Here is a 19,288-nt window from a genome sequence, read left to right on the forward strand (position 1 = left end):
GGCGGTTGGCCGGGAGCGCGCCGTCAGGATGCGCGCACCGTGAGAGAACCACCCTGCGCCTGGGCAGCCTCGCCCAGCGCCCGAGCAGGGCCCCGCCCCGCCCGGGCCTTCAGCTGCGCAGCCACTCCCGGGCGCGGCGCTGTTCGCGGGCGATCCGGCCGGTGGTGCCCGGGGGCAGGCGGGCGAGCAGGGCGGCCGCGGCGTCGGGGTGCCCGGCGTGGGCGTGGGCGCCGGCGAGACGGGCGGTGACCAGGGTGTGGTCGCGCGGGTGGGCGGCCGGGTCGAGCAGGGCCAGGGCGGCCTCCAGCCGGGCCGCGGCGGTGCGGGCGTGGGCGGGGCGGCCGGTGTGGACGGCGAGGTCCCGGTGGCAGGTACCGTGGGCGACGGCCAGGACCAGGTCGGCGCGCGCCGACCAGGGCGTGGGTCCGTCGGAGTGCCGGGCGGCCTCGGTCAGCCGGTGGGCGTCCGCGAGCGCCTGGCGCACCTGCGGTGCTTCGCCGACCAGCGCGTGGGCGTGGGCCTTGGCGACGGCGGCCCAGGCCCGGAGTTCGGGCCGCGGAGGGGCGGCCGCCCGGGCGGCCTCGGCGAGGGCGAGTGCGGTGGCCGGGTCGCCGCTCCACCAGTGCAGGGTGCTCTGCCGGGCGAGCAGTGCGGCCGTGGTGGCCCGGTCGCCGGTCGCGTGCGCCCACTCCAGTCCGGTGGCGTACCAGCTGAGGGCGCGGGCGCAGCGGTCGCCCTCGAAGTGGGCCCAGCCGGCGAGTTCGGCGTACTGGGCGGCGAGCGAGCGGACGGCGGCGAGGCTGGTGCGCGGCGCGGTGTGCTGCCAGCCGGCCAGCGTGCGGGCGTGGTGCTCCAGGACGGCGGTCAGCTCCTCGCCGCCGATCCGGCAGGCGGCGGCGCGGTAGCCGGTGAGCAGGTGGGCGAGCACCTCGACGGTGGCCGCGTCCGGTGGGGCGGCGTCGGCGGCGAGCGGCGGCCGGGTGGCGGCGGCGAGTTCGTCGAGGCGTTCGCGCTCCTGCCGGACGGTCTGCCACAGTGCGGCCAGCTCCCCTCCGGCCAGGAGGAGTTCGTCCGCTCGGGCGGGTAAGCCGGGCGGTGGCCAGCGGCGGGCGTTCTCCACCCGGCTGATCAGCGAGTTGTGGTAGCCGAGCAGGCGGCCGAACTCGGTCTGGCTGAGGCCGCGGGCCTCGCGCCAGTGGCGCAGCCGGCGCCCGAAGCGCAGTCGCGCGGACTCGGGTTCGGTGCGGGGCCGGGGCGGGGTGGCTGCGGGCTGGTGCGGTGTGGGGGCGGGCAGGGGCGGCACGGGATCTCCCGAAGGGCTGGGGGACGCTCGTGGGGGAGCGCCATGCCCAGGTATCCCCCTTGACGTGCCTTGGTCAAACGAGGGTGCGCCGACCTCCTGCCGGTGCCCTGTTGCCGGTGCGCCGCTCGGCCGGGCGGTGGGCGCGGGCGTTGGCACGGCCCCGGAGAACGGCACCGGGCCCGGGAGCCTCCGCAACGGCTCCCGGGCCCGGCGTCTCCGAGCGGATCGGACGGGTCAGGAGCCCGCCGCCACCGCGGCCCGCCGCCGGCGGCCCACCACGGCCGAGGCCGCGAGCACGATCGCCGCGGCGACCAGCGACAGGTACATCTGCTTGCGCCCGTCGGCGTCCGTGAACATGTACGCCATGACGAACCCGATCATGCCCATCGCGGTCCAGGTCAGGTACGGGTACAGCCACATCTTGACGGTGTGCCGCTCGGGCATCTCCCGCTCGATGATCTTGCGCATCCGCAGCTGGGTGGCGCAGATCACCAGCCAGACGAACAGTGCGACCGCGCCGGAGGAGTTGAGCAGGAAGGCGAAGACGGTGTCCGGCGAGGTGTAGTTGAAGAAGACCGCGACGAAGCCGAAGACCACCGAGGAGAGGATGGCCACCCGCGGCACGCCGCGCTCGGTCACCTTGGCGAAGGCCTTCGGGGCGTCGCCGCGCTGGCCGAGCGAGAAGGCCATCCGGGAGGCCGTGTACATCCCGGAGTTGAGGCAGGACAGGACGGCCGTCAGCACGATGACGTCCATCACCTGGCCGGCGCCCGGGATGCCGATGTGGTCCAGCACCGCCACGTACGGGCTGGCCTTGACCTCGGCCGAGTCCCACGGCAGCAGGGTGACCACGAGCAGGATCGAGCCCAGGTAGAAGATTCCGATGCGCCAGATCACGCTGTTGGTCGCCTTGGTGACCGCCTTCTGCGGGTCCTCCGACTCGCCGGCCGCCAGGGTGACGATCTCGCTGCCCATGAAGGCGAAGACCACGGTCAGCATGCCGGTGAACACCGCGCCCACGCCGTGCGGCAGGAAGCCGCCGTGGCCGGTCAGGTTGCTGGCGCCGACCGCGTGGGTGCCGGGCAGCAGGCCGAAGGCGGCCAGCGTGCCGATCACCAGGAACGCGGCGATCGCGACCACCTTGATCCCGGCGAACCAGAACTCGAACTCGCCGTAGGAGGCCACCGAGAACAGGTTGGTGGAGGTCAGCACCGCCATCACGATCAGTGCCCAGCCCCACTGCGGTACGCCGGGCACCCACTGGTTGAGGATCTTCGCGCCGGCCGTCGCCTCGACCGCGAGCACCACGACCCAGAAGAACCAGTACAGCCAGCCGATGGTGAACCCGGCCCAGCGGCCCAGCGCGCGGTCCGCGTACGCCGAGAACGAGCCGCTCTGCGGGTCGGCCGCGGCCATCTCGCCGAGCATCCGCATCACCAGCACGACCAGCGCGCCGGCCAGTGCGTAGGACAGCAGGATGCCGGGGCCGGTGGACGCGATGCCCGCGCCGGAGCCGACGAAGAGGCCGGCGCCGATCACGCCGCCGATGGCGATCATCGACAGGTGGCGGTTCTTGAGCCCGGCCTTCAGGTGGCCGTCGCCACCGTGCCCGTGCGGCCCCGCCTGGTGGGGGACCTGGGCGGTTGCCGCCGGCTTCGTGGTGTTCGCACTCATCTAGGGGTGCCCTGTGCCTTTCCAGCGCGGCGACCCTCGGCTCGTCGCGCCACAGGGTGGGGGGACAGACCCGCGCATTGCGGTGCAACCTAACTTCTACGCCCGAGTATCGGAACAATCCTTTGATAACTGTTCGCTCACCGGACATAAAAGCCCAGGTCAGGGCCGGTGTAATGGGGGTCGGAAAAGCTCAGATCTGACACATCGTCAGGTCACGGGAAGATGTAGGAGGTCAGATCTCGCTCACATCGAGGACGACGACCTCCGGGCGCCGCGCCGGGCGGAGTCCACTCGGGCGGGCGGCGAGTCGGCCGGCGAGCCGGGCGGCGAGGATCCGCGGGATGTCGTCCTCCCGCGAGTAGCCGGGCACCAGCGTGACCTCGTCCTCGCGCACCCGGCCGTCGCCGAACGCGGTGTAGGTCACCCGGTACGTCGTACGGTCCGGTGGCGGAGCGTGGCCGGGCCGGGGTGTGGCGGACATCCGCATCGACCTCCTCGGCCCATTGTCGGCGCGGTGTGGCCGATCGGGGCAAACCAGAGCAGAGTGGGACTCTCGGGGCACTCGTCGGAGCACCCCCCGAGGGCATTCCCCGAGCGTTCTCGGCGCGGTCGGTTCCCGGCGCCGGTCAGGAGCGACCCCATGCAGACCACCTGGAAGGGGACGATCAGCTTCGGGCTGGTCAGCATCCCCGTCCACCTCTACTCCGCGACGCAGGAGCACGACGTCCCGCTGCACCAGGTGCACGCCAAGGACGGCGGCCGGGTGCGGATGAAGCGGTACTGCGAGCGGGAGGAGAAGGAGGTCCCGTACGCGGAGATCGCCAAAGGTTACGAGTCCCCCGACGGGCGGACCGTCACGCTCAGCGACGAGGACCTGGCCGACCTGCCGCTGCCGAGCAAGAAGGTCATCGACGTGCTGGCCTTCGTGGACGAGGGCGAGATCGATCCGCTGATGTTCTCCAAGGCCTACTACGTGGGCGTCGCCGACAAGGCCGCCGCCAAGCCGTACGCCCTGCTGCGCGACGCGCTCACCGACTCCGGGCAGATCGCCGTCACCAAGATCGCGCTGCGCACCCGGGAGTCCCCCGCGGTGCTGCGGGTGCACGACAACACGCTGGTGCTGCAGACCTGCATCTGGCCCGACGAGGTCCGCCCGGCGGCCGGGATCGCACCCGAGGAGGGTGTCACCGTCCGGCCGCAGGAGCTCAAGATGGCGCGGTCGCTGATGGACACCCTCTCCGAGGACTTCGACCTGTCCCAGCTGCACGACGACTACCAGCAGGCGCTGCAACAGGTGATCACCGCGCGGCTGGAGGGCGTGGAGATCCCGCACGAGGAGGAGGCGGGCGAGGCCCCGGACAACGTCATCGACCTGATGGAGGCGCTGCGCAGCAGCCTCAAGCAGGCCAAGGGCGGGCCCAAGGGCGGGCGCGGTCCGGCCGGGGCGGCGGAGGCGGAACCCGAGGCGGAACCGGAGGAGGAGCCCGCGCCGCGCAAGCGCGCCCCCGCGAAGAAGACCGCCGCGAAGAAGACGTCGGAGGCGAAGACGCCGGCGAAGGGGTCGGCGACCAAGACGGCCTCCGCGGCGAAGAAGACCACGAGCCGGAAGTCCGCGGCTCCCCGCAAGGCCTCCTGACCCGTCCCTGGGCCAGGCCTTCCCTCCCGTCCAGCATTGGAGGCGATCCCGATGGACCTGCTGACCTACAAGGAAGTCGAATCCCGCCCCGAAGCCCAGCGCAACCAGAGCTTCGGGCACCGGGCCTGGGTCTGGCTGCTCACCCTCAGCCCGACCGTGGTGACGATCATGGTCGCGCTCTCGGTCGGTCTGGGCATGGTCGCCGTCCAGGTGAGCCAGCTGTGGGTGCTGGTCGTGCTGGCGATCTTCTGGGGGCTGACGGTCGTCGCCATGGGCGGCGTGCTCGCCCGCTGGATGACGCCCGGCCAGGGCAGGCACCGGATGGCGGCCTGACCCGGCCGGGCGTTCCCGAAGCGGCCGGAGGGCGGGGTCCGGGACGACTCAGCCAATCCACACCGTGGTGACGTTGCAGAACTCCCGGATCCCGTGCCCGGACAGCTCCCGCCCGAAGCCGGAGCGCTTGACGCCGCCGAACGGCAGCGCCGGGTGGGAGGCGGTCATCCCGTTGAAGAACACCCCGCCGGCCTGGATGTCGCGCACGAAGCGCTCCTGCTCGGCCCCGTCGGTCGTCCAGACGTTGGCGCTGAGGCCGAACGGGGTGTCGTTGGCGACCGCGACGGCCTCGTCCAGGTCGGCGACCCGGTAGACGGTGGCGACCGGGCCGAAGGTCTCCTCCTGGTGGATCCGCATCGCCGGGGTGATGCCGGTCAGCACCGTCGGCTCGTAGAACCAGCCGCTGTCCCAGCCCTCCGGGCGCCCGCCGCCGCACTCCACCCGGGCGCCGTGCGTCCGGGCGTCCTCGACCAGCTCCTCCAGGTCGTCCCGGCCCTGGCGGCTCGCCAGCGGGCCCACGTCGGTGGCCTCGTCCATCGGGTCGCCGACGCGCAGCGCCTGCATCGCCGCGGTGAAGCCGGCGGTGAAGCGGTCGTAGACGTCGGTGTGCACGATGAAGCGCTTGGCGGCGATGCAGGACTGGCCGTTGTTCTGCACCCGGGCCCGGACGGCCGTGCGCACCGCCGCGTCCAGGTCGGCGCTCGGCAGGACGACGAACGGGTCGCTGCCGCCCAGCTCCAGCACGGCCTTCTTGACCTCGTCCGCCGCGGTGGCCGCGACCGCCCGCCCGGCCGGCTCGCTGCCGGTGAGGGTGACGGCGGCGACCCGGCGGTCCCGGATCACGCCCTCGACCGCGCCCGAGCCGATCAGCAGGGTCTGGAAGCAGCCCTCCGGGAAGCCGGCCCGCCGGAACAGCTCCTCGATCGCCACCGCCGTGCGCGGCACGTTGGACGCGTGCTTGAGCAGGCCGACGTTGCCCGCCATCAGGGCCGGTGCGGCGAACCGGATCACCTGCCAGAACGGGAAGTTCCACGGCATCACGGCCAGCACCGGCCCGATCGGGCGGTAGCGGACGTAAGCCCGGGCGGCCCCGGAGTCGGCGACGTCGGCCGGGGCCGGCTGCTCGTCGGCCAGCAGCGCCTCGGCGTTCTCGGCGTACCAGCGCATCGCCTTCGCGCACTTGGCGGCCTCGGCCCGGGAGGCGGCGAGCGGCTTGCCCATCTCCTCCGTCATGGTGCGGGCGACCGCCTCCAGGTCCTGGTCCAGCAGGTCGGCCGCGGCGAGCATCAGTCCGGCGCGGACCGGGAACGGCGTGCTGCGATAGCTGTGGAAGGCGGCCTCGGCGCGGGCCAACCGCTGTTCGATCCCGGCCGCGTCGAGCGGTTCGAAGGTCTGCAGGGTCTCGCCGGTCGCGGGGTTGACGCTGGCGATGGGCATGCGGGGCTCCCGAGGGGGTCTGGGTCCGGTGCGTCTGCCCTCACACCCTCCCCGACGGCCCGGCTCCGGGCACGCCACGGCGCGCCCGGCGTGTCCCGCCGGGTGCGCGGACGGGGCCGGTCACTCCGGCGGGCGGCGCCGGTCACATCGGCGGACGGGGCCGGTCACTCCGGCAGTGACTCCACCCGGGCCGCCGCCTCCCTGGCCCGGGCACCGGCCCTGGTCCTGGCCGCGGTGACCTGCCGGTTGGGGAAGCGGTGCAGGTACTCGGCCTCCAGCTCCCCGGTGCGCAGCGTGTGCCGTTTCAGCGCGTCCTCCGAGCCGTACAGGAAGGTCTCGTGGCGCGTGCGGTGCAACTGCTCCAGCTCGTGCAGGAGCGTGTCGTTGCCCAGGGCGTGCGGGGAGATGCCCGCGGGCCGGATGTGCGGGTCGTCGGCGTGCCGCATCTCGGTGCCTCCTCGGCGGAAGTCCCCTCCTACAGGGTGCCCGCCGACCGCCGCCGGTGCACCCGTTCGATCCCGGGGCGGGTGGTGCGGATGTATCAACAAGGAGAGTTGTAAAAGGAATATCGTACAAGAGCTCTTGTTGGTAGTCTCCGGGCATGACCGACACAGCCGATCCGACCGATCCGACGGACGAGCCGCGCGGCGCCCGGGAGATCCAGGACTCCCGGGTGCTCGCCGCCCTCACCCACCCGCTGCGCCGCCGGCTGCTCGACCTCCTCAAGGTGGACGGCCCCGCCACGGTCGGGAAGCTGGCCGAGCGCACCGAGCAGGCGGTGGGCAACGTCAGCCATCACCTGAAGGTGCTGGCCGAGAGCGGACTGATCGAGGAGGCGCCCGAGCTCGCCCGGACCAGGCGCGAGCGGTGGTGGCGCCGCGCGGACCGTGAACTCAGCTGGACCAGGGCCGACTTCGACGGCGACCCGGTCACCGAGGCGGTCGCCGACGCAGCCGGATCGATCCTGCTGGAGCGCCAGGTCGAGCTGGTCCGCGAATGGGCCGTGCGGCGCGCCGGGTACCGGCCCGACTGGCGGGACGGCTGCTCGGTGGCCACCCAGGCCTGGCTGCGGCTCACCCCGGAGGAGGCCCGGAGCCTGGCGGCGGACCTGCACGAGGTGATCCAGAAGTGGGCGAACCGGCCGGTGCCCGAGGACGGGTGCGAGCGCGAGACCGTCCTCGCCTTCGCCCACAGCGTCCCGGCCAAGCCGTGAGCGCGGTCCTGGCCCCGGAGCGGGCGTCCGGGAGGGCCCGCTCGCGCTGGGGTCTGTTCGCCCGGCGCGACTTCCGGCTGCTCTGGGCGGGCGAGACCGTCAGCAAACTGGGCAGCAACATCACCTCCGTGGCCTTGCCGCTGGTCGCAGTGCTGGCACTGGACGCCGGACCGCTCGCGACGGGCGCGCTGACCGCCGCGGTCTGGCTGCCGTGGCTGGTGTTCGGCCTGCCGGCCGGAGTCTGGGTCGGCCGGGTGCCCCGACGGACCGTGATGATCGCCTGCAACCTCGCCTCCGCCGTCCTGTTCGCGAGCGTGCCGGTGGCCGGCTGGTTCGGGGCGCTCACCCTGGCGCAGCTGCTGGTGGTCGCCGTGTCGACCGGGGTCTCCTCGGTGTTCTTCGACGCCGCCTTCGAGGCCTACCTGCCCGAGCTGGTGGCGCCCGAGGACCTGATCGAGGGCAACGCCAAGCTGCAGGGCAGCGCCTCGGCGGCCGCGGTGGCCGGGCGCGGACTGGCGGGCCTGACCGTCCAGCTGCTCGGCGCGACGACCGGGCTGCTCGCCGACGCCGCGAGCTTCCTGGTCGCGACCGTCACCCTGCTGAGGATCAGGGCCAGGCCCCGCCCCGCCCCGGCCGGAACCGCGGCCGAGGGGACGTTGCGCCAGGCCCGCGAGGGTCTCGTCTTCCTGCTGCGCGACCCCTACCTGCGCTCCTTCACGCTCTACGGTGCGGCCGCCAACTTCGCGCTCACCGGCTACCAGTCGATCACCGCGCTGTTCCTGATCCGGGAGGCCGGAGTCGCCCCGGGCTGGGTCGGCGGGCTCGCCTCGGCCGGCGCGGTCGGCGGAGTGCTCGGCGCGCTGGCCGCCCGGCCGCTGTGCCGACGGCTCGGCACGGCCCGCGCGCTCCGGACCGTGCTGGTCGCGCTGTCGCCCTTCGGCATGCTGATGGCCCTGGCCGGACCGGGCCCCGGGATGCTGCTGTACCTGGTGGGGGCGCTGGTCGTGGTCGCGGCGGTGGTGTTCTGCAACGTCGTGCTCGACAGCTTCCGGCAGTCCTACCTCCCGCCGGCGCTGCTCAGCCGGGTCGCCGCCACGTCGATGTGCGCCAACCACGCCACCATCCCGCTCGGCGCCCTGGCCGGCGGCGCGCTGGGCGCGGTGATCGGCTTGCGCGCCACCATGTGGGTGATGACCGGACTGCTGGCGCTGTGCGCGGCGCTGCCGCTGCTGTCGCCGCTGCGCACGGTCCGGGAACTGCCGACCGGAGCCGCGGAGGCGGTGCGATGATCGCCCGGATCGTAGGATGAATTCATCCGTACCTTCGGGTTCCCCCCGCTACCGCTCGGACAGATCGCTGATGCCGCTTCCCAAGGCCGAACTCCACCTGCACATCGAAGGCACCCTGGAGCCCGAGCTCGCCTTCGAGCTCGCCGCCCGCAACGGGGTCCGGCTGCCGTTCGCCGACACCGAGGAGCTGCGCACCGCGTACTCCTTCAGCGACCTGCAGTCCTTCCTGGACCTGTACTACGCGCTGATGGCCGTGCTGCGCACCGAGGAGGACTTCGCCGACCTCGCCGACGCCTACCTGGCGCGGGCCGCCGAGCAGGGCGTGCGGCACGCGGAGATCTTCTTCGACCCGCAGGCGCACACCGCCCGCGGGGTGCCGCTGGGCGTGGTGGTGGACGGCCTGACCCGGGCACTGGAGCGCAGCGAGGAGCAGTACGGGATCAGCACCCAGCTGATCATGTGCTTCCTGCGGGACGAGTCCGCCGACTCCGCGCTGGAGACCTTCGAGGCCGCCCGGCCGTACTTCGACCGGATCGCGGGCATCGGCCTGGACTCGGCCGAGGTCGGCAACCCGCCGGCGAAGTTCCGCGAGGTGTACCGCCGGGCCGCCGAGGCCGGGCTGCGGCGCGTCGCCCACGCGGGGGAGGAGGGCCCGGCCTCGTACATCACCGAGGCGCTGGACGTCCTCGGCGTGGAGCGCATCGACCACGGGCTGCGCTGCCTGGAGGACGGCGAGCTGGTCGCCCGGCTGGTCCGCGAGCAGATCCCGCTGACCCTCTGCCCGCTCTCCAACGTCCGCCTGCGCTGCATCGACACGCTGGCCGACCACCCGCTGCGGGAGATGCTGGAGGCCGGCCTGCTGGTCACCGTCAACTCCGACGACCCGGCGTACTTCGGCGGCTACGTCGAGGACAACTCCCGCGCCGTCCACGCCGCCCTCGGCCTCGACCAGGACACCCTGCGCCGACTGGCCGCCAACTCCTTCCGCGCCTCGTTCATCAGCGACCGCCGCCGGGCCGAACTCCTCGCCGAGGTCGAGGAGTTCGTCTTCTAGCCGGCCCCGGTCCGGAAGCGCCTGCCGCAGCGGCCCGTCACCCGTCGAGGGGGGACGGGCCGCTGCGCACGTAGTGGTTCAGGGTGACGCCGTTGGTGAAGCGGTGGGTGTCCTGCAGGGTGAGCGGGGTGGGGCGGCCGGTGGGGCGGAAGAACAGGGTGCCGCGGCCGAGGACGACGGGGTGGACGTAGAGGCGGAACTCGTCGACCAGGTCCTGGGCGAGGAAGGACTCGACGAGGTTCGCGCCGCTGAGGGAGAGGTCGCCGCCGGGGCCGGCGGTGAGGGCGGCGATCGACTCGGGGGTGACCTCGCGGACGATCGTGGTGTTCCAGTCGGCGTGGTCGAGGGTGCGGGAGAAGACCGTCTTCGGCATGGCGCGCCAGATGCCGGCGAACTCGCGCATCGGGCCGTCGGCGGCCGGATCCTGGTCGGCGGTGGGCCAGACGGAGGCCATCAGCTCGTGCGTCACCCGGCCGGAGACGAAACCACCCATCCGGGCGAGCTCCCGGTTGAAGTGGGTGTGGACCTCGTCGTCGACCAGGTTCCAGCTGAGGTCGTGGTCCGGGCCCTCGAAGTAGCCGTCGACCGAGAGCGAGACGAAGAGGACGATCCTGCGGCGCATGGCACCCCACCGGGAGGAATGGTCCGCCGCCCTCCCCGCGTGGCGCGGGAGGGCGGCGGACGGGGGATCAGATCAGGGTGCTCCAGTAGTACCAGAACCGGTTGAGGACCAGCAGCGCGACGACCGCGTACCCCAGCGCCGGGACGACCCAGTGGTAGCGGGCCGCCTCCCGGACGACCACCCGCAGGCGCGGGCCCACCGGGATCACGCCCGAGCGCAGGTTGTGCAGCGTGGTGTACCAGAACAGCGGGATCACCGCGGCCCACACCACCATGCAGTACGGGCAGAGCGCGCCGATCCGGTAGAGCGCCTGGTACATCAGCCAGCTCACGAAGCCGATCCCGAAGACCGTCCCGGCCTGCAAGCCGAGCCAGAACCAGCGCCGGTACCTCGCACCCGCGAGCAGCCCGGCGCCGACCGCGACGACCACCCCGAAGGCGACCAGCCCGATCAGCGAGTTGGGGAAGCCGAAGGCCTCGGCCTGCGCGCTGCGCATGATCGAACCGCAGCTGATGATCGGATTGATGTTGCAGCTGGGGACGTACGACGGGTCCTTCAGCAGCCGGATCTTGTCCAGGGTGAGGACCGCCGATGCGAACAGGCCGACCGCACCGCCGACCAGCAGCAGCCAGGCGAACGGGCGGCTCGCGCCGTACGGCGTCCGCTCGGCGGGGTCGGTGGCTTCGGGGGTGGCGGCCTCGGGAGCAGCGGGCGTCACCCGGTCACCTGCTTGACCAGCGCGGTGAACTGCTCGGGCGAGACGGCCTTGCCGTTGGTCAGGACGTCCAGCTTCTTGCCGTCCAGCTTGACGGTCGGGGTGCCGGTCACGTCGCTCCTGTCGAACTCCTCGTTGACCTTGGCGGCCCACGGCGCGTAGGTGCCGTCCTGGACGGCCTTGACGAAGGAGTCGGTCTTCAGCCCGGGCACCTGGCCGGCCAGGTCCAGGAGGCGGTTGACGTCGCCGAAGGCGTCGCTGCGCTCGTCGGGCTGGTTGGCGTAGAGCACGTCGTGGAACTGCTTGAACTTGTCCACGCCCTCGTTCAATGCGGCGCCGGCGGCGGCCAGCGCGGTGCGCGAGCCCTTGCCGCCGAGGTTCTTGTCGAGGAACGTCGCCAGGTGGTACTCGATCTTGTACGTGCCGGCGTCCGCGAGCTGCTGGACGGTCGGGCCGGTGGTGGTCTCCAGCTGCTCGCAGAACGGGCAGCGGAAGTCCTCGTAGACCTCCAGGGTGTGCGGCGCGTCCGCCTTGCCGTAGGTGATCACGGTGCCGTTCGAGCCGGTCGCGTTGGCGGGGACGACCAGCGGGCCGTTCGCGGCGGCGTCCGAACCGGAGCCGGAGGAGCCGCCGACGGCGAAGGCCACGCCCGCCGCGAGCGCGAGCACGGCGGCCGAGGCTGCGCCGACCACGACCCGGCGGCGGATCCGGTCGGAACGCTCGGCCCGGACCCGGGCGGAGCGCATGCGCTCGGTGGCGGACGTCTTCTTGTCGGTCTTACGGGTGTTGCTCATGGGGTGTCGTCCTGTGCTCTCTGACGTACGGGGGCGGGCGCGACGGAACGGCGTCTGCGCCGGGGAGAGAGGGCGGCCGAGCGGAGGGACTGCTCAGGCGGCCAGGGCGAACACCGGCGGACCGCGCCGGACGGCCGGACGGACGAGGACGTCCTCGGCGGGGACCAGCGCGCGGCTGGCCCGGGGGAACGGCACCCGGGCCACCGGACGGGCCGGGACGGGCGCGGCGAGCAGCAGCAGCCAGCGGGCGGCGGCCGGGAGGTGCCGGTGCAGGAACTCGCCCAGCATCCGGACGGTCCGGGCGAGGCCGGCCAGCGCGGCGTCCGCGCGGCGCAGCCAGTACGCCCCGGCCAGGGCGATCACCGAGTGCAGCAGCAGGAGCAGCAGCACGCCGGTCTGCTGGGAGACTCCGTGGCCGAGCAGGAAACCGCCCAGCGAACCGCCGCCGCAGAGCAGCGGCTGGAGGCCGTGCCCGGCACCGGGCGGCAGGGACGGGCAGCTGCGCTGGGCGAGGTCGAAGAGTGCGCTGACCCCCAGCTCCAGCGGCAGGAACACCGCGGCGACCGCCGGGTAGCCGCGCTCACGACCGGCCAGCGCGAAGGCGACGGTGAACACGGCGGCCGAGGCCGCCACCATCGGGCCGAGCGGCAGCGCCCGGCCGGTGACCAGTACCTGGCCGAGCCCGGCGAGCAGCACGACCAGCGCGGCGAAGACCGCCGCGCGGAGCGTCCTGGTGACCGGGCCGATGTCCATGGCATTCGAGTCTGCCACAGGTCGAACGTGGAACGGTCGGCTCGGCGGAACGCTGTGAAGCGCCTCACCACCCGCTCTGAACTGGGCTTATGTGATCCTTACGGCTCCTGCGGAGGGCCGTCGGCGGCGCCCACCCGGGCCTCCACCAGCTCCCGGAAGTGCCGCAGGTCCGCGCGGACCGTCCGCTCGATCGCCCCGGCCTGGGCGAAGCCGCGCGGACCGCCGAACGCCCGGTGCACGGCCTCCGGGTCGTACTCCACCCGGATCTGCAGCCGGGTGTGCCGGGGGTCGAGCGGCAGCAGGGCGAAGGCGCCGCTGAGCCGCAGGGAGTCCAGCGTCCGCCAGGCCATCACCCGGCCCCGGCCGCGGTCGGTGATCTCGGTGTCGACCGAGCGCTCGGCGTCGCCGACCGCCACCCCGAGGTGCGCGAGGTTGCGCCCGTGCGGGTGGGCGCTGCGCACGCCGTCGACGAACCGCGGGTACTCGTGCACCCGGTGCAGCTGCTCCCAGGCGGCCAGGACCGGGGCGGCGATGTCGATCTGTTCCTCAAGGGTGCTCATGGCGGCGGGGCACCTCCCTCCGTTCCAGCCTGCGCTTCCGTGGCAGGCGGGGCCAAAGGGAGCGCCTGAGGCGCACGTGGGGCGCCCGGGACCAATGGGCGGCGGCCCGGGATCAGTGGAGAGCGCGCGGGCGGGCGGCGCGCGGCGGGGTGCGGGAGACTGGGCGCATGCCGGAGCTGCCCGAGGTCGAGGCGTTGAGCGCCTTCCTGTCCGAGCGGCTGACCGGGCGCGTGATCGCCCGGGTGCAGCCGGTGGCGATCAGTGCGCTGAAGACCTACGACCCACCCGTGACGGCCCTGGAGGGGCGCACGGTCGGCCCGGTGACCCGGCGCGGCAAGTTCCTGGACATCGAGGCCGGCGGGCTGCACCTGGTGGTCCACCTGGCCCGGGCCGGCTGGCTGCGCTGGAAGGACACCCTGCCCGCCGAGCCCCCGCACCCCGGCCCGAAGAACCCGCTGGCGCTGCGGCTGCGCCTGGAGGGCGAGGCCGGGGACGGCTTCGACCTCACCGAGGCCGGGACGAAGAAGGGCCTCGCGGTCTACGTGGTGAAGGACCCGGCCGAGGTGCCGGGCGTGGCCAGGCTCGGCCCCGACCCGCTGGACCCGGACTTCACCCAGGAGGCCTTCGCCGCCCTGCTGCACGGCGACCGGCGCCGGATCAAGGGCGTGCTGCGGGACCAGAGCGTGCTGGCGGGGGTGGGCAACGCCTACTCGGACGAGGTGCTGCACGCGGCCCGGATGTCGCCGTACAAGATCGCGGCCAGTCTCACCGAGGAGGAGACGGCGCGGCTGTACGAGGCGCTGGGCAGCACGCTGCGCGACGCGGTGGAGCGATCGCGCGGGCTGGCGGCGGGGGAGCTGAAGGCGGAGAAGAAGCTCGGGCTGCGGGTGCACGGCCGGACCGGGCAGCCCTGCCCGGTGTGCGGGGACACCGTGCGGGAGGTGTCCTTCGCGGACTCCTCGCTGCAGTACTGCCCGACCTGCCAGACCGGGGGCAAGCCGCTGGCGGACCGGCGGCTGTCGCGGCTGCTGAAGTGAGGCGGGGCCCGGACGGCCCCGCCTCGGCCGGTGGTGGTCCGGTCAGCGCTTGATGGCGACGCCGCCCCAGTAGTAGGCGGCCTTCGGGTCCGCCGGGGGCTCGCCGTCCGGGCGCCAGGCCAGGACCGGGGCGACGCCCGGCTCGACCAGCTCCCAGCCGTCGAAGAAGCGGAGCACGTCGTCGTAGCCGCGCGGCACCAGGGTCATCCCGCCGGCCCGGGCGGCCTCGGCGACCTTGCCGACGGCCTCCGGGTCGAAGTCCGGGGTGGGGGTGGTCAGCGCGAGGCAGCTGCCCGCGGGCAGGGCGTCGCGCAGCGCGGCGACCCGGCCCCACGGGTCGTCCTCGTCGGCGATCAGCATCAGCACGGCGATCATCAGCAGGCCGACCGGCTGGGTCAGGTCGAGGGTGGACGTGAGCGCCGGGTCGGCGAACAGCTCCTCGGGATTGCGCAGGTCGGCGTGGATGTAGGTGGTGCGGCTGGCCGGGCTGGAGACCATCAGTGCCCGTGCGTGGGCCAGCACGATCGGGTCGTTGTCGACGTAGACGACCCGCGTGCCGGGGCTGACGGCCTCGGCGATCTCGTGGGTGTTGGGCGAGGTGGGGATGCCGGTGCCGAGGTCGAGGAACTGGCGGATGCCGTGCTCCCGGGCCAGGTGGCGGACGGCCCGGCCTTGGAAGGCGCGGTTGGCCTTGGCCATCTCCTTGACGCTCGGCACGGCCTGTTCGATGGCCTGCCCCATGGCGCGGTCCGGCGGGAAGTTGGTCTTGCCGCCCAGCCAGTAGTCGTACACGCGCGCGGAGTGCGGGGTGGTGGTGTCGACGCCGAAACGTTCCCACTGGCTCGGCTCGGCGGTGTCGTCCTGCGGGGCCTGCTGGGGGAAGTCCTGACTTGTCGTCATGGCCACGTCCTCTGATGGCAGATCATCACACTGGGAAAGGCACAGCGTAGCGGTCCTGACGGCCCGGGCCCGCTTGGGCCGTCGGAGTGGTGATCGGGGCCGTCGGGAGCACCGGCGGGGAGCGGCGGTGAGTGCCGGGGCAAGCATCAAGAATGCTGTCAGATCGTCAGATTACTTCGCGAAGATTGTTGCTGGTCGCAGCCGGGATGTCCCTGCTGGGGGCGGCCGCCGGTTGCCGGAGCCCCTGGAGCGGCGGGGAGGGCGGGGCCGCGGCGGGAGTTGACGAAACCGTCCTTCCGGCGGTGCCGGCCGGGCCCGAGGGGGCGCCGGGCGCGGTACCGGCCGCGCAGTCGGGGGCGCCCTCGGCGGCCGCTGCGGGGGCGGCGTCCGCGCCTGCCTCCGCCGCTGCCTCGGGTGCCGCTGCCTCGGGAGCCGCTGCCCCGGGTGCCGCTGCCCCGGGTGCCGCCCAGGGCGTGGTGCCCGTCCACAAGGTGCTCACCGAGGCGGAGAGCAAGCCGGTGTACGAACTGGACTCGGCGCGACGGGTGGTGGCGCTCACCATCGACGACGGGCCGGACCCCCGGTACACGCCGACCGTGCTGGCGTTGCTCCAGCAGTACGGGATCCGGGCGACCTTCTTCCTGATCGGCGAGAACGCCGTCGAGCACCCGGCCCTGGTGCGGGAGATCGCGGACCGCGGCCACCACATCGCCAACCACACCTGGACCCACCCCGACCTGCGGAACCTCTCCGAGGCCAAGGCGCGGGAGGAGCTGGAGCGCACCTCCGACCTGCTGCACCGGACCACCGGCCGGCTGCCCACCTGGTTCCGGGCGCCGGGCGGGGACTGGTCCCCGGTCTCGCTCAAGGTGGCCGCGGACCTCGGGATGCGGAACATGGGCTGGTCGGTGGACCCGAGGGACTGGTCCCGGCCGGGCGCCTCGGCGATCATCGACTGCATCCTCAAGGACGTCCGGGCCGGCTCGATCGTGCTCAACCACGACGGCGGCGGGGACCGCTCGCAGACGGTGGCGGCGCTGAAGGCGTACCTGCCGGTGCTCATCGACTCGGGGTACTTCTTCACGGCTCCGCCCAACTGAGGGAACTCCTGCGGGCGGTGAGGTCGCGGCTTTCCCGCTTAAACCACTCGAACGGGTGGATTGGAAGAAGCGTTTCTGCGGATTTTGGGCCTCTAGGGTGGATTCGCACCAATGAACCGGGTACCGATGCGTACCACCTGAAAGGCCCTCATCCATGCGACTCCGCAACGCCGTTCTCGCCGCCGTCAGCGCCGCCGCCCTCGTCCTCGCCGTCCCCACCTCGGCCAACGCCGCCATCGGCGACTTCCTCTACAAGGTCGGCCCCGGGGTCCCGGCCGGGATCGCCGACCCCGAGAGCGGCAAGTGCATCAACCTCTTCGGCGCCACCGAGACGGACCCGGCCTTCGCGCCGAAGAACCTCACCGCCTCCACCGCGACGGTCTTCCTCGACTTCGACTGCAGTGGTGACACCTTCTACGTGATGAACCCCGGCAAGATCCTCGGCGACCGCCTGAAGCTGCGTTCCGTCGTCTTCTCCTGAGGGCGAGCACCCCACCGACCCGGGGGCGGCCCGGTGACCGGTTGTGACCGGTCACCGGGCCGCCCGTCCGTTGGGGCGGGTCTCGGCGGCGGCGTAGCGTGAAGGAGGGCGTTTCGGAGCCTTTCGACGGCCCCGCCGACGGAGGAGGAACGATGTCCGTACGGGAATTGGACGCGGTGAAGCAGGAGGATTTCGCCGGGCGGGTGGTGGAGGTCCTGAACGACGCCTGCCTGGGGCTGATGACCAGCCTCGGCCACCAGACCGGGCTGTTCGACCTGATGGCCGGGCTGGCCCCGGCGACCAGCGAGGAGATCGCGCGCGGCGCCGGACTGAACGAGCGCTACGTGCGCGAGTGGCTGGGCGGCATGGTCGTGGCCGGCTTCGTGGAGTACGACCCCGAGCGGCACACCTACGTGCTGCCGCCCGAGCACGCGGCATCACTGACCCGGGCGGCCGGGCCGGACAACCTGGCGGCCATGATGCCCTTCCTCGCGATGATGGGCGAGGTCGAACAGGAACTGCTCGGCCACTTCCGTACCGGCGGCGGGATGCCGTACTCGGCGTACCCGCGCTTCCAGCAGCTGCAGGCCGAGGAGAGCGCGCGGGTGTACGACCTGGCGCTGGTGGACGCGATCGTGCCGCTGGTGCCCGGGTTGACCGAGCGGCTGCGGGCCGGGATCGACGTCCTGGACGTCGGCACCGGGGAGGGGCACGCCGTCACGGTGCTGGCCAAGGCCTTCCCGGCCAGCCGGGTCACCGGGATCGACATCGCTGAGAACGGGATCGCCGCCGCCCGTGCCTCGGCGGCCGAACTCGGGCTGGACAACGCCCGGTTCGAGGTGGCGGACTCGGCCGCGATCGAGGGGTCGTACGACCTGGTAACCGCGTTCGACGTGATCCACGACCTCGCCCGGCCGACCCGCACCCTGGCCGCCATCGCGGGCGCGCTGCGGCCCGACGGGGTCTTCCTGATGGGCGACGTCGCCGCCAGCAGCAAGCTGGAGGAGAACGTCGAACACCCGCTGGCGCCGGCCCTCTACGCCTTCTCGACCTTCTACTGCATGACGGTCTCGCTCGGCGAGGGCGGGGAGGGCCTGGGGACGGTGTGGGGCGAGCAGACCGCGCGGCGGATGCTGGCCGAGGCCGGGTTCGGATCGGTCGGGGTGAAGCGGGTCGAGGGGGACATCCTGAACCTGTACTACGTGGCGCGGCCGGACGGGGCGGCGAAGGGCTGACGGGCTGCGCGGCCCGGCCGGAGCGGTCGGCGTCCGGCCGGGGTGGCCGGGAGGTGCGCTCCGACGTACGTTCGAAGTGTGTCCGGCCCGTTCGCGGTGCGCCGGTGTGTGCGCGCCCGGAGGCCCGGTCGGCGCAGCCCTGGGCGGAGCGAAGGAGGGCCTGGGATGACCGGCAACGGCTACGCACACCCCGAGGCGCTGGTCGGCACCGAGTGGCTGTCCCACCACCTCGACGACGGGACGATCCGGATCGTCGAGGTTGACGAGGACACCACCGCGTACGACCGGGACCACATCCCCGGCGCGGTCGGCTGGAACTGGAACACCGACCTGCACAGCCGGGTCGGCCGGGACTATGCCGACCGCGAGGGCGTCCAGCACCTGCTGCGGGCGGCCGGGGTGGAGGACGACACCACCGTGGTGCTGTACGGAGGCAATAACAACTGGTTCGCCGCGTACGCCTACTGGCTGCTGCGGCTGCGCGGCTTCGGGCCGGTGCGGCTGCTGGACGGCGGGCGCAAGAAGTGGGAGCTGGAGGGCCGGGACCTCGTCCAGGAGGTGATGGACTACCAGCACACCGGCTACCGGCTGACCGGGCCCGAGCGGCCGGAGCTGCGGGCGATGCGGGACGAGGTGCTGGCCAAGGCCGAGGTGTTCGCCAAACCCGGCGCGGACGCGGTGCTGGTGGACGTCCGCTCGCCGGCCGAGTTCCGGGGCGAGCTGATCGCGCCGCCGCACCTGCCGCAGGAGCAGGCGCAGGTGCCGGGGCACATCCCGGGGGCGGTCAACATCCCGTGGTCGCAGGCGGCCAACGACGACGGGTCGTTCCGCTCGGCGGAGGAGCTGCGGGCGCTGTACGGGGGCCGGGGGGTGGAGGCGGAGCGCGAGGTGATCGCCTACTGCCGGATCGGCGAGCGGTCCGCGCACACCTGGTTCACCCTCACCGAGCTGCTGGGGTACCCGCACGTGAAGAACTACGACGGCTCGTGGACGGAGTACGGATCGCTGGTGCGGGCGCCGGTGGTGCTCGGGGCCTGAGGGGCGGGTGGGGCCTGAGGGGTTGGGGGTGCGGGTGGGGATCGTGACGCCGTTGCGGCCGTGCCGCGACGGCGTCATTTCGGCGCGTTTCTTTTCATGAACATCTCACGATTG

The 19,288-nt window shown here is 73.0% G+C and carries 21 protein-coding genes; 10 read left to right on the plus strand and 11 right to left on the minus strand.

Annotated features, from left to right (window positions below; all coding sequences use genetic code 11):
* Positions 1-109 precede the first annotated feature (109 nt).
* The 3 genes from BX285_RS18470 to BX285_RS18480 all read right to left on the minus strand — a co-directional run bounded on the left by BX285_RS18470 (position 110) and on the right by BX285_RS18480 (position 3,458).
* Complete coding sequence (locus BX285_RS18470; RefSeq protein WP_183107098.1) at positions 110-1,303, minus strand: helix-turn-helix transcriptional regulator; 1,194 nt, start codon at positions 1,301-1,303, stop codon at positions 110-112.
* Between the two features lie 234 nt (positions 1,304-1,537).
* The gene (locus BX285_RS18475; protein ID WP_121175745.1) at positions 1,538-2,977 is read right to left on the minus strand and encodes an amino acid permease; all 1,440 of its coding nucleotides are present in this window, start codon (positions 2,975-2,977) and stop codon (positions 1,538-1,540) included.
* A gap of 232 nt (positions 2,978-3,209) precedes the next feature.
* Positions 3,210-3,458, minus strand: coding sequence for a hypothetical protein (locus BX285_RS18480; RefSeq protein WP_143685843.1), 249 nt, complete (start codon positions 3,456-3,458; stop codon positions 3,210-3,212).
* Positions 3,459-3,617: 159 nt separating this feature from the next.
* Between BX285_RS18480 and BX285_RS18485 the strand changes: the two genes are divergently transcribed.
* Both BX285_RS18485 and BX285_RS18490 read left to right on the plus strand, forming a co-directional pair.
* Positions 3,618-4,613 (plus strand): Ku protein, encoded by a 996-nt coding sequence (locus BX285_RS18485; protein WP_121175747.1) that lies wholly within the window; start codon positions 3,618-3,620, stop codon positions 4,611-4,613.
* Positions 4,614-4,664: 51 nt separating this feature from the next.
* Positions 4,665-4,946 (plus strand): hypothetical protein, encoded by a 282-nt coding sequence (locus BX285_RS18490; RefSeq protein ID WP_097238991.1) that lies wholly within the window; start codon positions 4,665-4,667, stop codon positions 4,944-4,946.
* Positions 4,947-4,994: 48 nt separating this feature from the next.
* On the opposite strand, the gene BX285_RS18495 is transcribed toward BX285_RS18490, so the two are convergent.
* A complete protein-coding gene (locus tag BX285_RS18495) occupies positions 4,995-6,383 on the minus strand; it encodes an NADP-dependent succinic semialdehyde dehydrogenase (RefSeq protein WP_097238992.1) in 1,389 nt (462 codons plus the stop codon).
* A 164-nt stretch (positions 6,384-6,547) separates the two neighbouring features.
* The gene (locus BX285_RS18500; RefSeq protein WP_051829638.1) at positions 6,548-6,829 is read right to left on the minus strand and encodes a DUF6158 family protein; all 282 of its coding nucleotides are present in this window, start codon (positions 6,827-6,829) and stop codon (positions 6,548-6,550) included.
* Between the two features lie 155 nt (positions 6,830-6,984).
* Between BX285_RS18500 and BX285_RS18505 the strand changes: the two genes are divergently transcribed.
* The 3 genes from BX285_RS18505 (at position 6,985) to BX285_RS18515 (ending at position 9,939) form a co-directional block, all read left to right on the plus strand.
* Entirely contained in the window at positions 6,985-7,596 is a 612-nt protein-coding gene (locus BX285_RS18505; RefSeq protein ID WP_121175749.1) for a helix-turn-helix transcriptional regulator, read from the plus strand.
* Positions 7,593-8,885, plus strand: a complete 1,293-nt coding sequence (locus tag BX285_RS18510; protein WP_218893207.1) for an MFS transporter — start codon at positions 7,593-7,595, stop codon at positions 8,883-8,885. Before BX285_RS18505 ends, BX285_RS18510 begins: the two co-directional genes overlap by 4 nt.
* A gap of 70 nt (positions 8,886-8,955) precedes the next feature.
* Positions 8,956-9,939, plus strand: coding sequence for an adenosine deaminase (locus BX285_RS18515; RefSeq protein ID WP_121175751.1), 984 nt, complete (start codon positions 8,956-8,958; stop codon positions 9,937-9,939).
* Positions 9,940-9,976: 37 nt separating this feature from the next.
* Here BX285_RS18515 and BX285_RS18520 read toward each other — a convergent pair whose 3' ends face one another.
* The 5 genes from BX285_RS18520 to BX285_RS18540 form a co-directional block, all read right to left on the minus strand.
* Positions 9,977-10,561 carry a dihydrofolate reductase family protein gene (locus tag BX285_RS18520; RefSeq protein ID WP_097238995.1) on the minus strand — a complete coding sequence of 195 codons (585 nt, stop codon included), beginning with the start codon at positions 10,559-10,561 and terminating at the stop codon, positions 9,977-9,979.
* Between the two features lie 67 nt (positions 10,562-10,628).
* Positions 10,629-11,279: a vitamin K epoxide reductase family protein gene (locus BX285_RS18525; protein WP_121175753.1), complete on the minus strand. Its 651-nt coding sequence runs from the start codon at positions 11,277-11,279 to the stop codon at positions 10,629-10,631.
* Positions 11,276-12,070: a thioredoxin domain-containing protein gene (locus BX285_RS18530; protein WP_121175754.1), complete on the minus strand. Its 795-nt coding sequence runs from the start codon at positions 12,068-12,070 to the stop codon at positions 11,276-11,278. The genes BX285_RS18525 and BX285_RS18530 overlap by 4 nt, the downstream gene beginning before the upstream one ends.
* A gap of 93 nt (positions 12,071-12,163) precedes the next feature.
* Entirely contained in the window at positions 12,164-12,841 is a 678-nt protein-coding gene (locus BX285_RS18535) for a hypothetical protein (RefSeq protein ID WP_147465190.1), read from the minus strand.
* Positions 12,842-12,921: 80 nt separating this feature from the next.
* On the minus strand, positions 12,922-13,383 hold the full coding sequence (locus tag BX285_RS18540; protein ID WP_097238999.1) for an SRPBCC family protein: 462 nt from the start codon (positions 13,381-13,383) through the stop codon (positions 12,922-12,924).
* A gap of 167 nt (positions 13,384-13,550) precedes the next feature.
* Here BX285_RS18540 and BX285_RS18545 point away from each other — a divergent pair, with 167 nt between their 5' ends.
* Positions 13,551-14,420 carry an Fpg/Nei family DNA glycosylase gene (locus BX285_RS18545; RefSeq protein WP_097239000.1) on the plus strand — a complete coding sequence of 290 codons (870 nt, stop codon included), beginning with the start codon at positions 13,551-13,553 and terminating at the stop codon, positions 14,418-14,420.
* Positions 14,421-14,462: 42 nt separating this feature from the next.
* Here BX285_RS18545 and BX285_RS18550 read toward each other — a convergent pair whose 3' ends face one another.
* Entirely contained in the window at positions 14,463-15,320 is an 858-nt protein-coding gene (locus tag BX285_RS18550) for an SAM-dependent methyltransferase (RefSeq protein WP_097239001.1), read from the minus strand.
* A 473-nt stretch (positions 15,321-15,793) separates the two neighbouring features.
* On the opposite strand from BX285_RS18550, the gene BX285_RS18555 reads away from it, so the two are divergent.
* The 4 genes from BX285_RS18555 (at position 15,794) to BX285_RS18570 (ending at position 19,174) form a co-directional block, all read left to right on the plus strand.
* Entirely contained in the window at positions 15,794-16,420 is a 627-nt protein-coding gene (locus BX285_RS18555) for a polysaccharide deacetylase family protein (RefSeq protein ID WP_183107099.1), read from the plus strand.
* 154 nt (positions 16,421-16,574) lie between these two features.
* Positions 16,575-16,901: a hypothetical protein gene (locus BX285_RS18560; RefSeq protein ID WP_121175761.1), complete on the plus strand. Its 327-nt coding sequence runs from the start codon at positions 16,575-16,577 to the stop codon at positions 16,899-16,901.
* A gap of 152 nt (positions 16,902-17,053) precedes the next feature.
* Entirely contained in the window at positions 17,054-18,136 is a 1,083-nt protein-coding gene (locus BX285_RS18565; protein WP_121175763.1) for a class I SAM-dependent methyltransferase, read from the plus strand.
* Between the two features lie 165 nt (positions 18,137-18,301).
* Positions 18,302-19,174, plus strand: a complete 873-nt coding sequence (locus BX285_RS18570) for a sulfurtransferase (RefSeq protein ID WP_121175765.1) — start codon at positions 18,302-18,304, stop codon at positions 19,172-19,174.
* Positions 19,175-19,288 lie beyond the last annotated feature (114 nt).

This window comes from Streptomyces sp. 1114.5 (genome assembly GCF_003635085.1).
GTDB lineage: Bacteria > Actinomycetota > Actinomycetes > Streptomycetales > Streptomycetaceae > Kitasatospora.

Bases quoted from the DNA above. Each gene is read 5' to 3' on its own strand.
- BX285_RS18475 (WP_121175745.1), bottom strand. From the start codon at position 2,977: ATGAGTGCGAACACCACGAAGCCGGCGGCAACCGCCCAGGTCCCCCAC.
- BX285_RS18480 (WP_143685843.1), bottom strand. From the start codon at position 3,458: ATGTCCGCCACACCCCGGCCCGGCCACGCTCCGCCACCGGACCGTACG.
- BX285_RS18485 (WP_121175747.1), top strand. From the start codon at position 3,618: ATGCAGACCACCTGGAAGGGGACGATCAGCTTCGGGCTGGTCAGCATC.
- BX285_RS18490 (WP_097238991.1), top strand. From the start codon at position 4,665: ATGGACCTGCTGACCTACAAGGAAGTCGAATCCCGCCCCGAAGCCCAG.
- BX285_RS18495 (WP_097238992.1), bottom strand. From the start codon at position 6,383: ATGCCCATCGCCAGCGTCAACCCCGCGACCGGCGAGACCCTGCAGACC.
- BX285_RS18500 (WP_051829638.1), bottom strand. From the start codon at position 6,829: ATGCGGCACGCCGACGACCCGCACATCCGGCCCGCGGGCATCTCCCCG.
- BX285_RS18505 (WP_121175749.1), top strand. From the start codon at position 6,985: ATGACCGACACAGCCGATCCGACCGATCCGACGGACGAGCCGCGCGGC.
- BX285_RS18515 (WP_121175751.1), top strand. From the start codon at position 8,956: ATGCCGCTTCCCAAGGCCGAACTCCACCTGCACATCGAAGGCACCCTG.
- BX285_RS18520 (WP_097238995.1), bottom strand. From the start codon at position 10,561: ATGCGCCGCAGGATCGTCCTCTTCGTCTCGCTCTCGGTCGACGGCTAC.
- BX285_RS18530 (WP_121175754.1), bottom strand. From the start codon at position 12,070: ATGAGCAACACCCGTAAGACCGACAAGAAGACGTCCGCCACCGAGCGC.
- BX285_RS18540 (WP_097238999.1), bottom strand. From the start codon at position 13,383: ATGAGCACCCTTGAGGAACAGATCGACATCGCCGCCCCGGTCCTGGCC.
- BX285_RS18545 (WP_097239000.1), top strand. From the start codon at position 13,551: ATGCCGGAGCTGCCCGAGGTCGAGGCGTTGAGCGCCTTCCTGTCCGAG.
- BX285_RS18550 (WP_097239001.1), bottom strand. From the start codon at position 15,320: ATGACGACAAGTCAGGACTTCCCCCAGCAGGCCCCGCAGGACGACACC.
- BX285_RS18560 (WP_121175761.1), top strand. From the start codon at position 16,575: ATGCGACTCCGCAACGCCGTTCTCGCCGCCGTCAGCGCCGCCGCCCTC.
- BX285_RS18565 (WP_121175763.1), top strand. From the start codon at position 17,054: ATGTCCGTACGGGAATTGGACGCGGTGAAGCAGGAGGATTTCGCCGGG.
- BX285_RS18570 (WP_121175765.1), top strand. From the start codon at position 18,302: ATGACCGGCAACGGCTACGCACACCCCGAGGCGCTGGTCGGCACCGAG.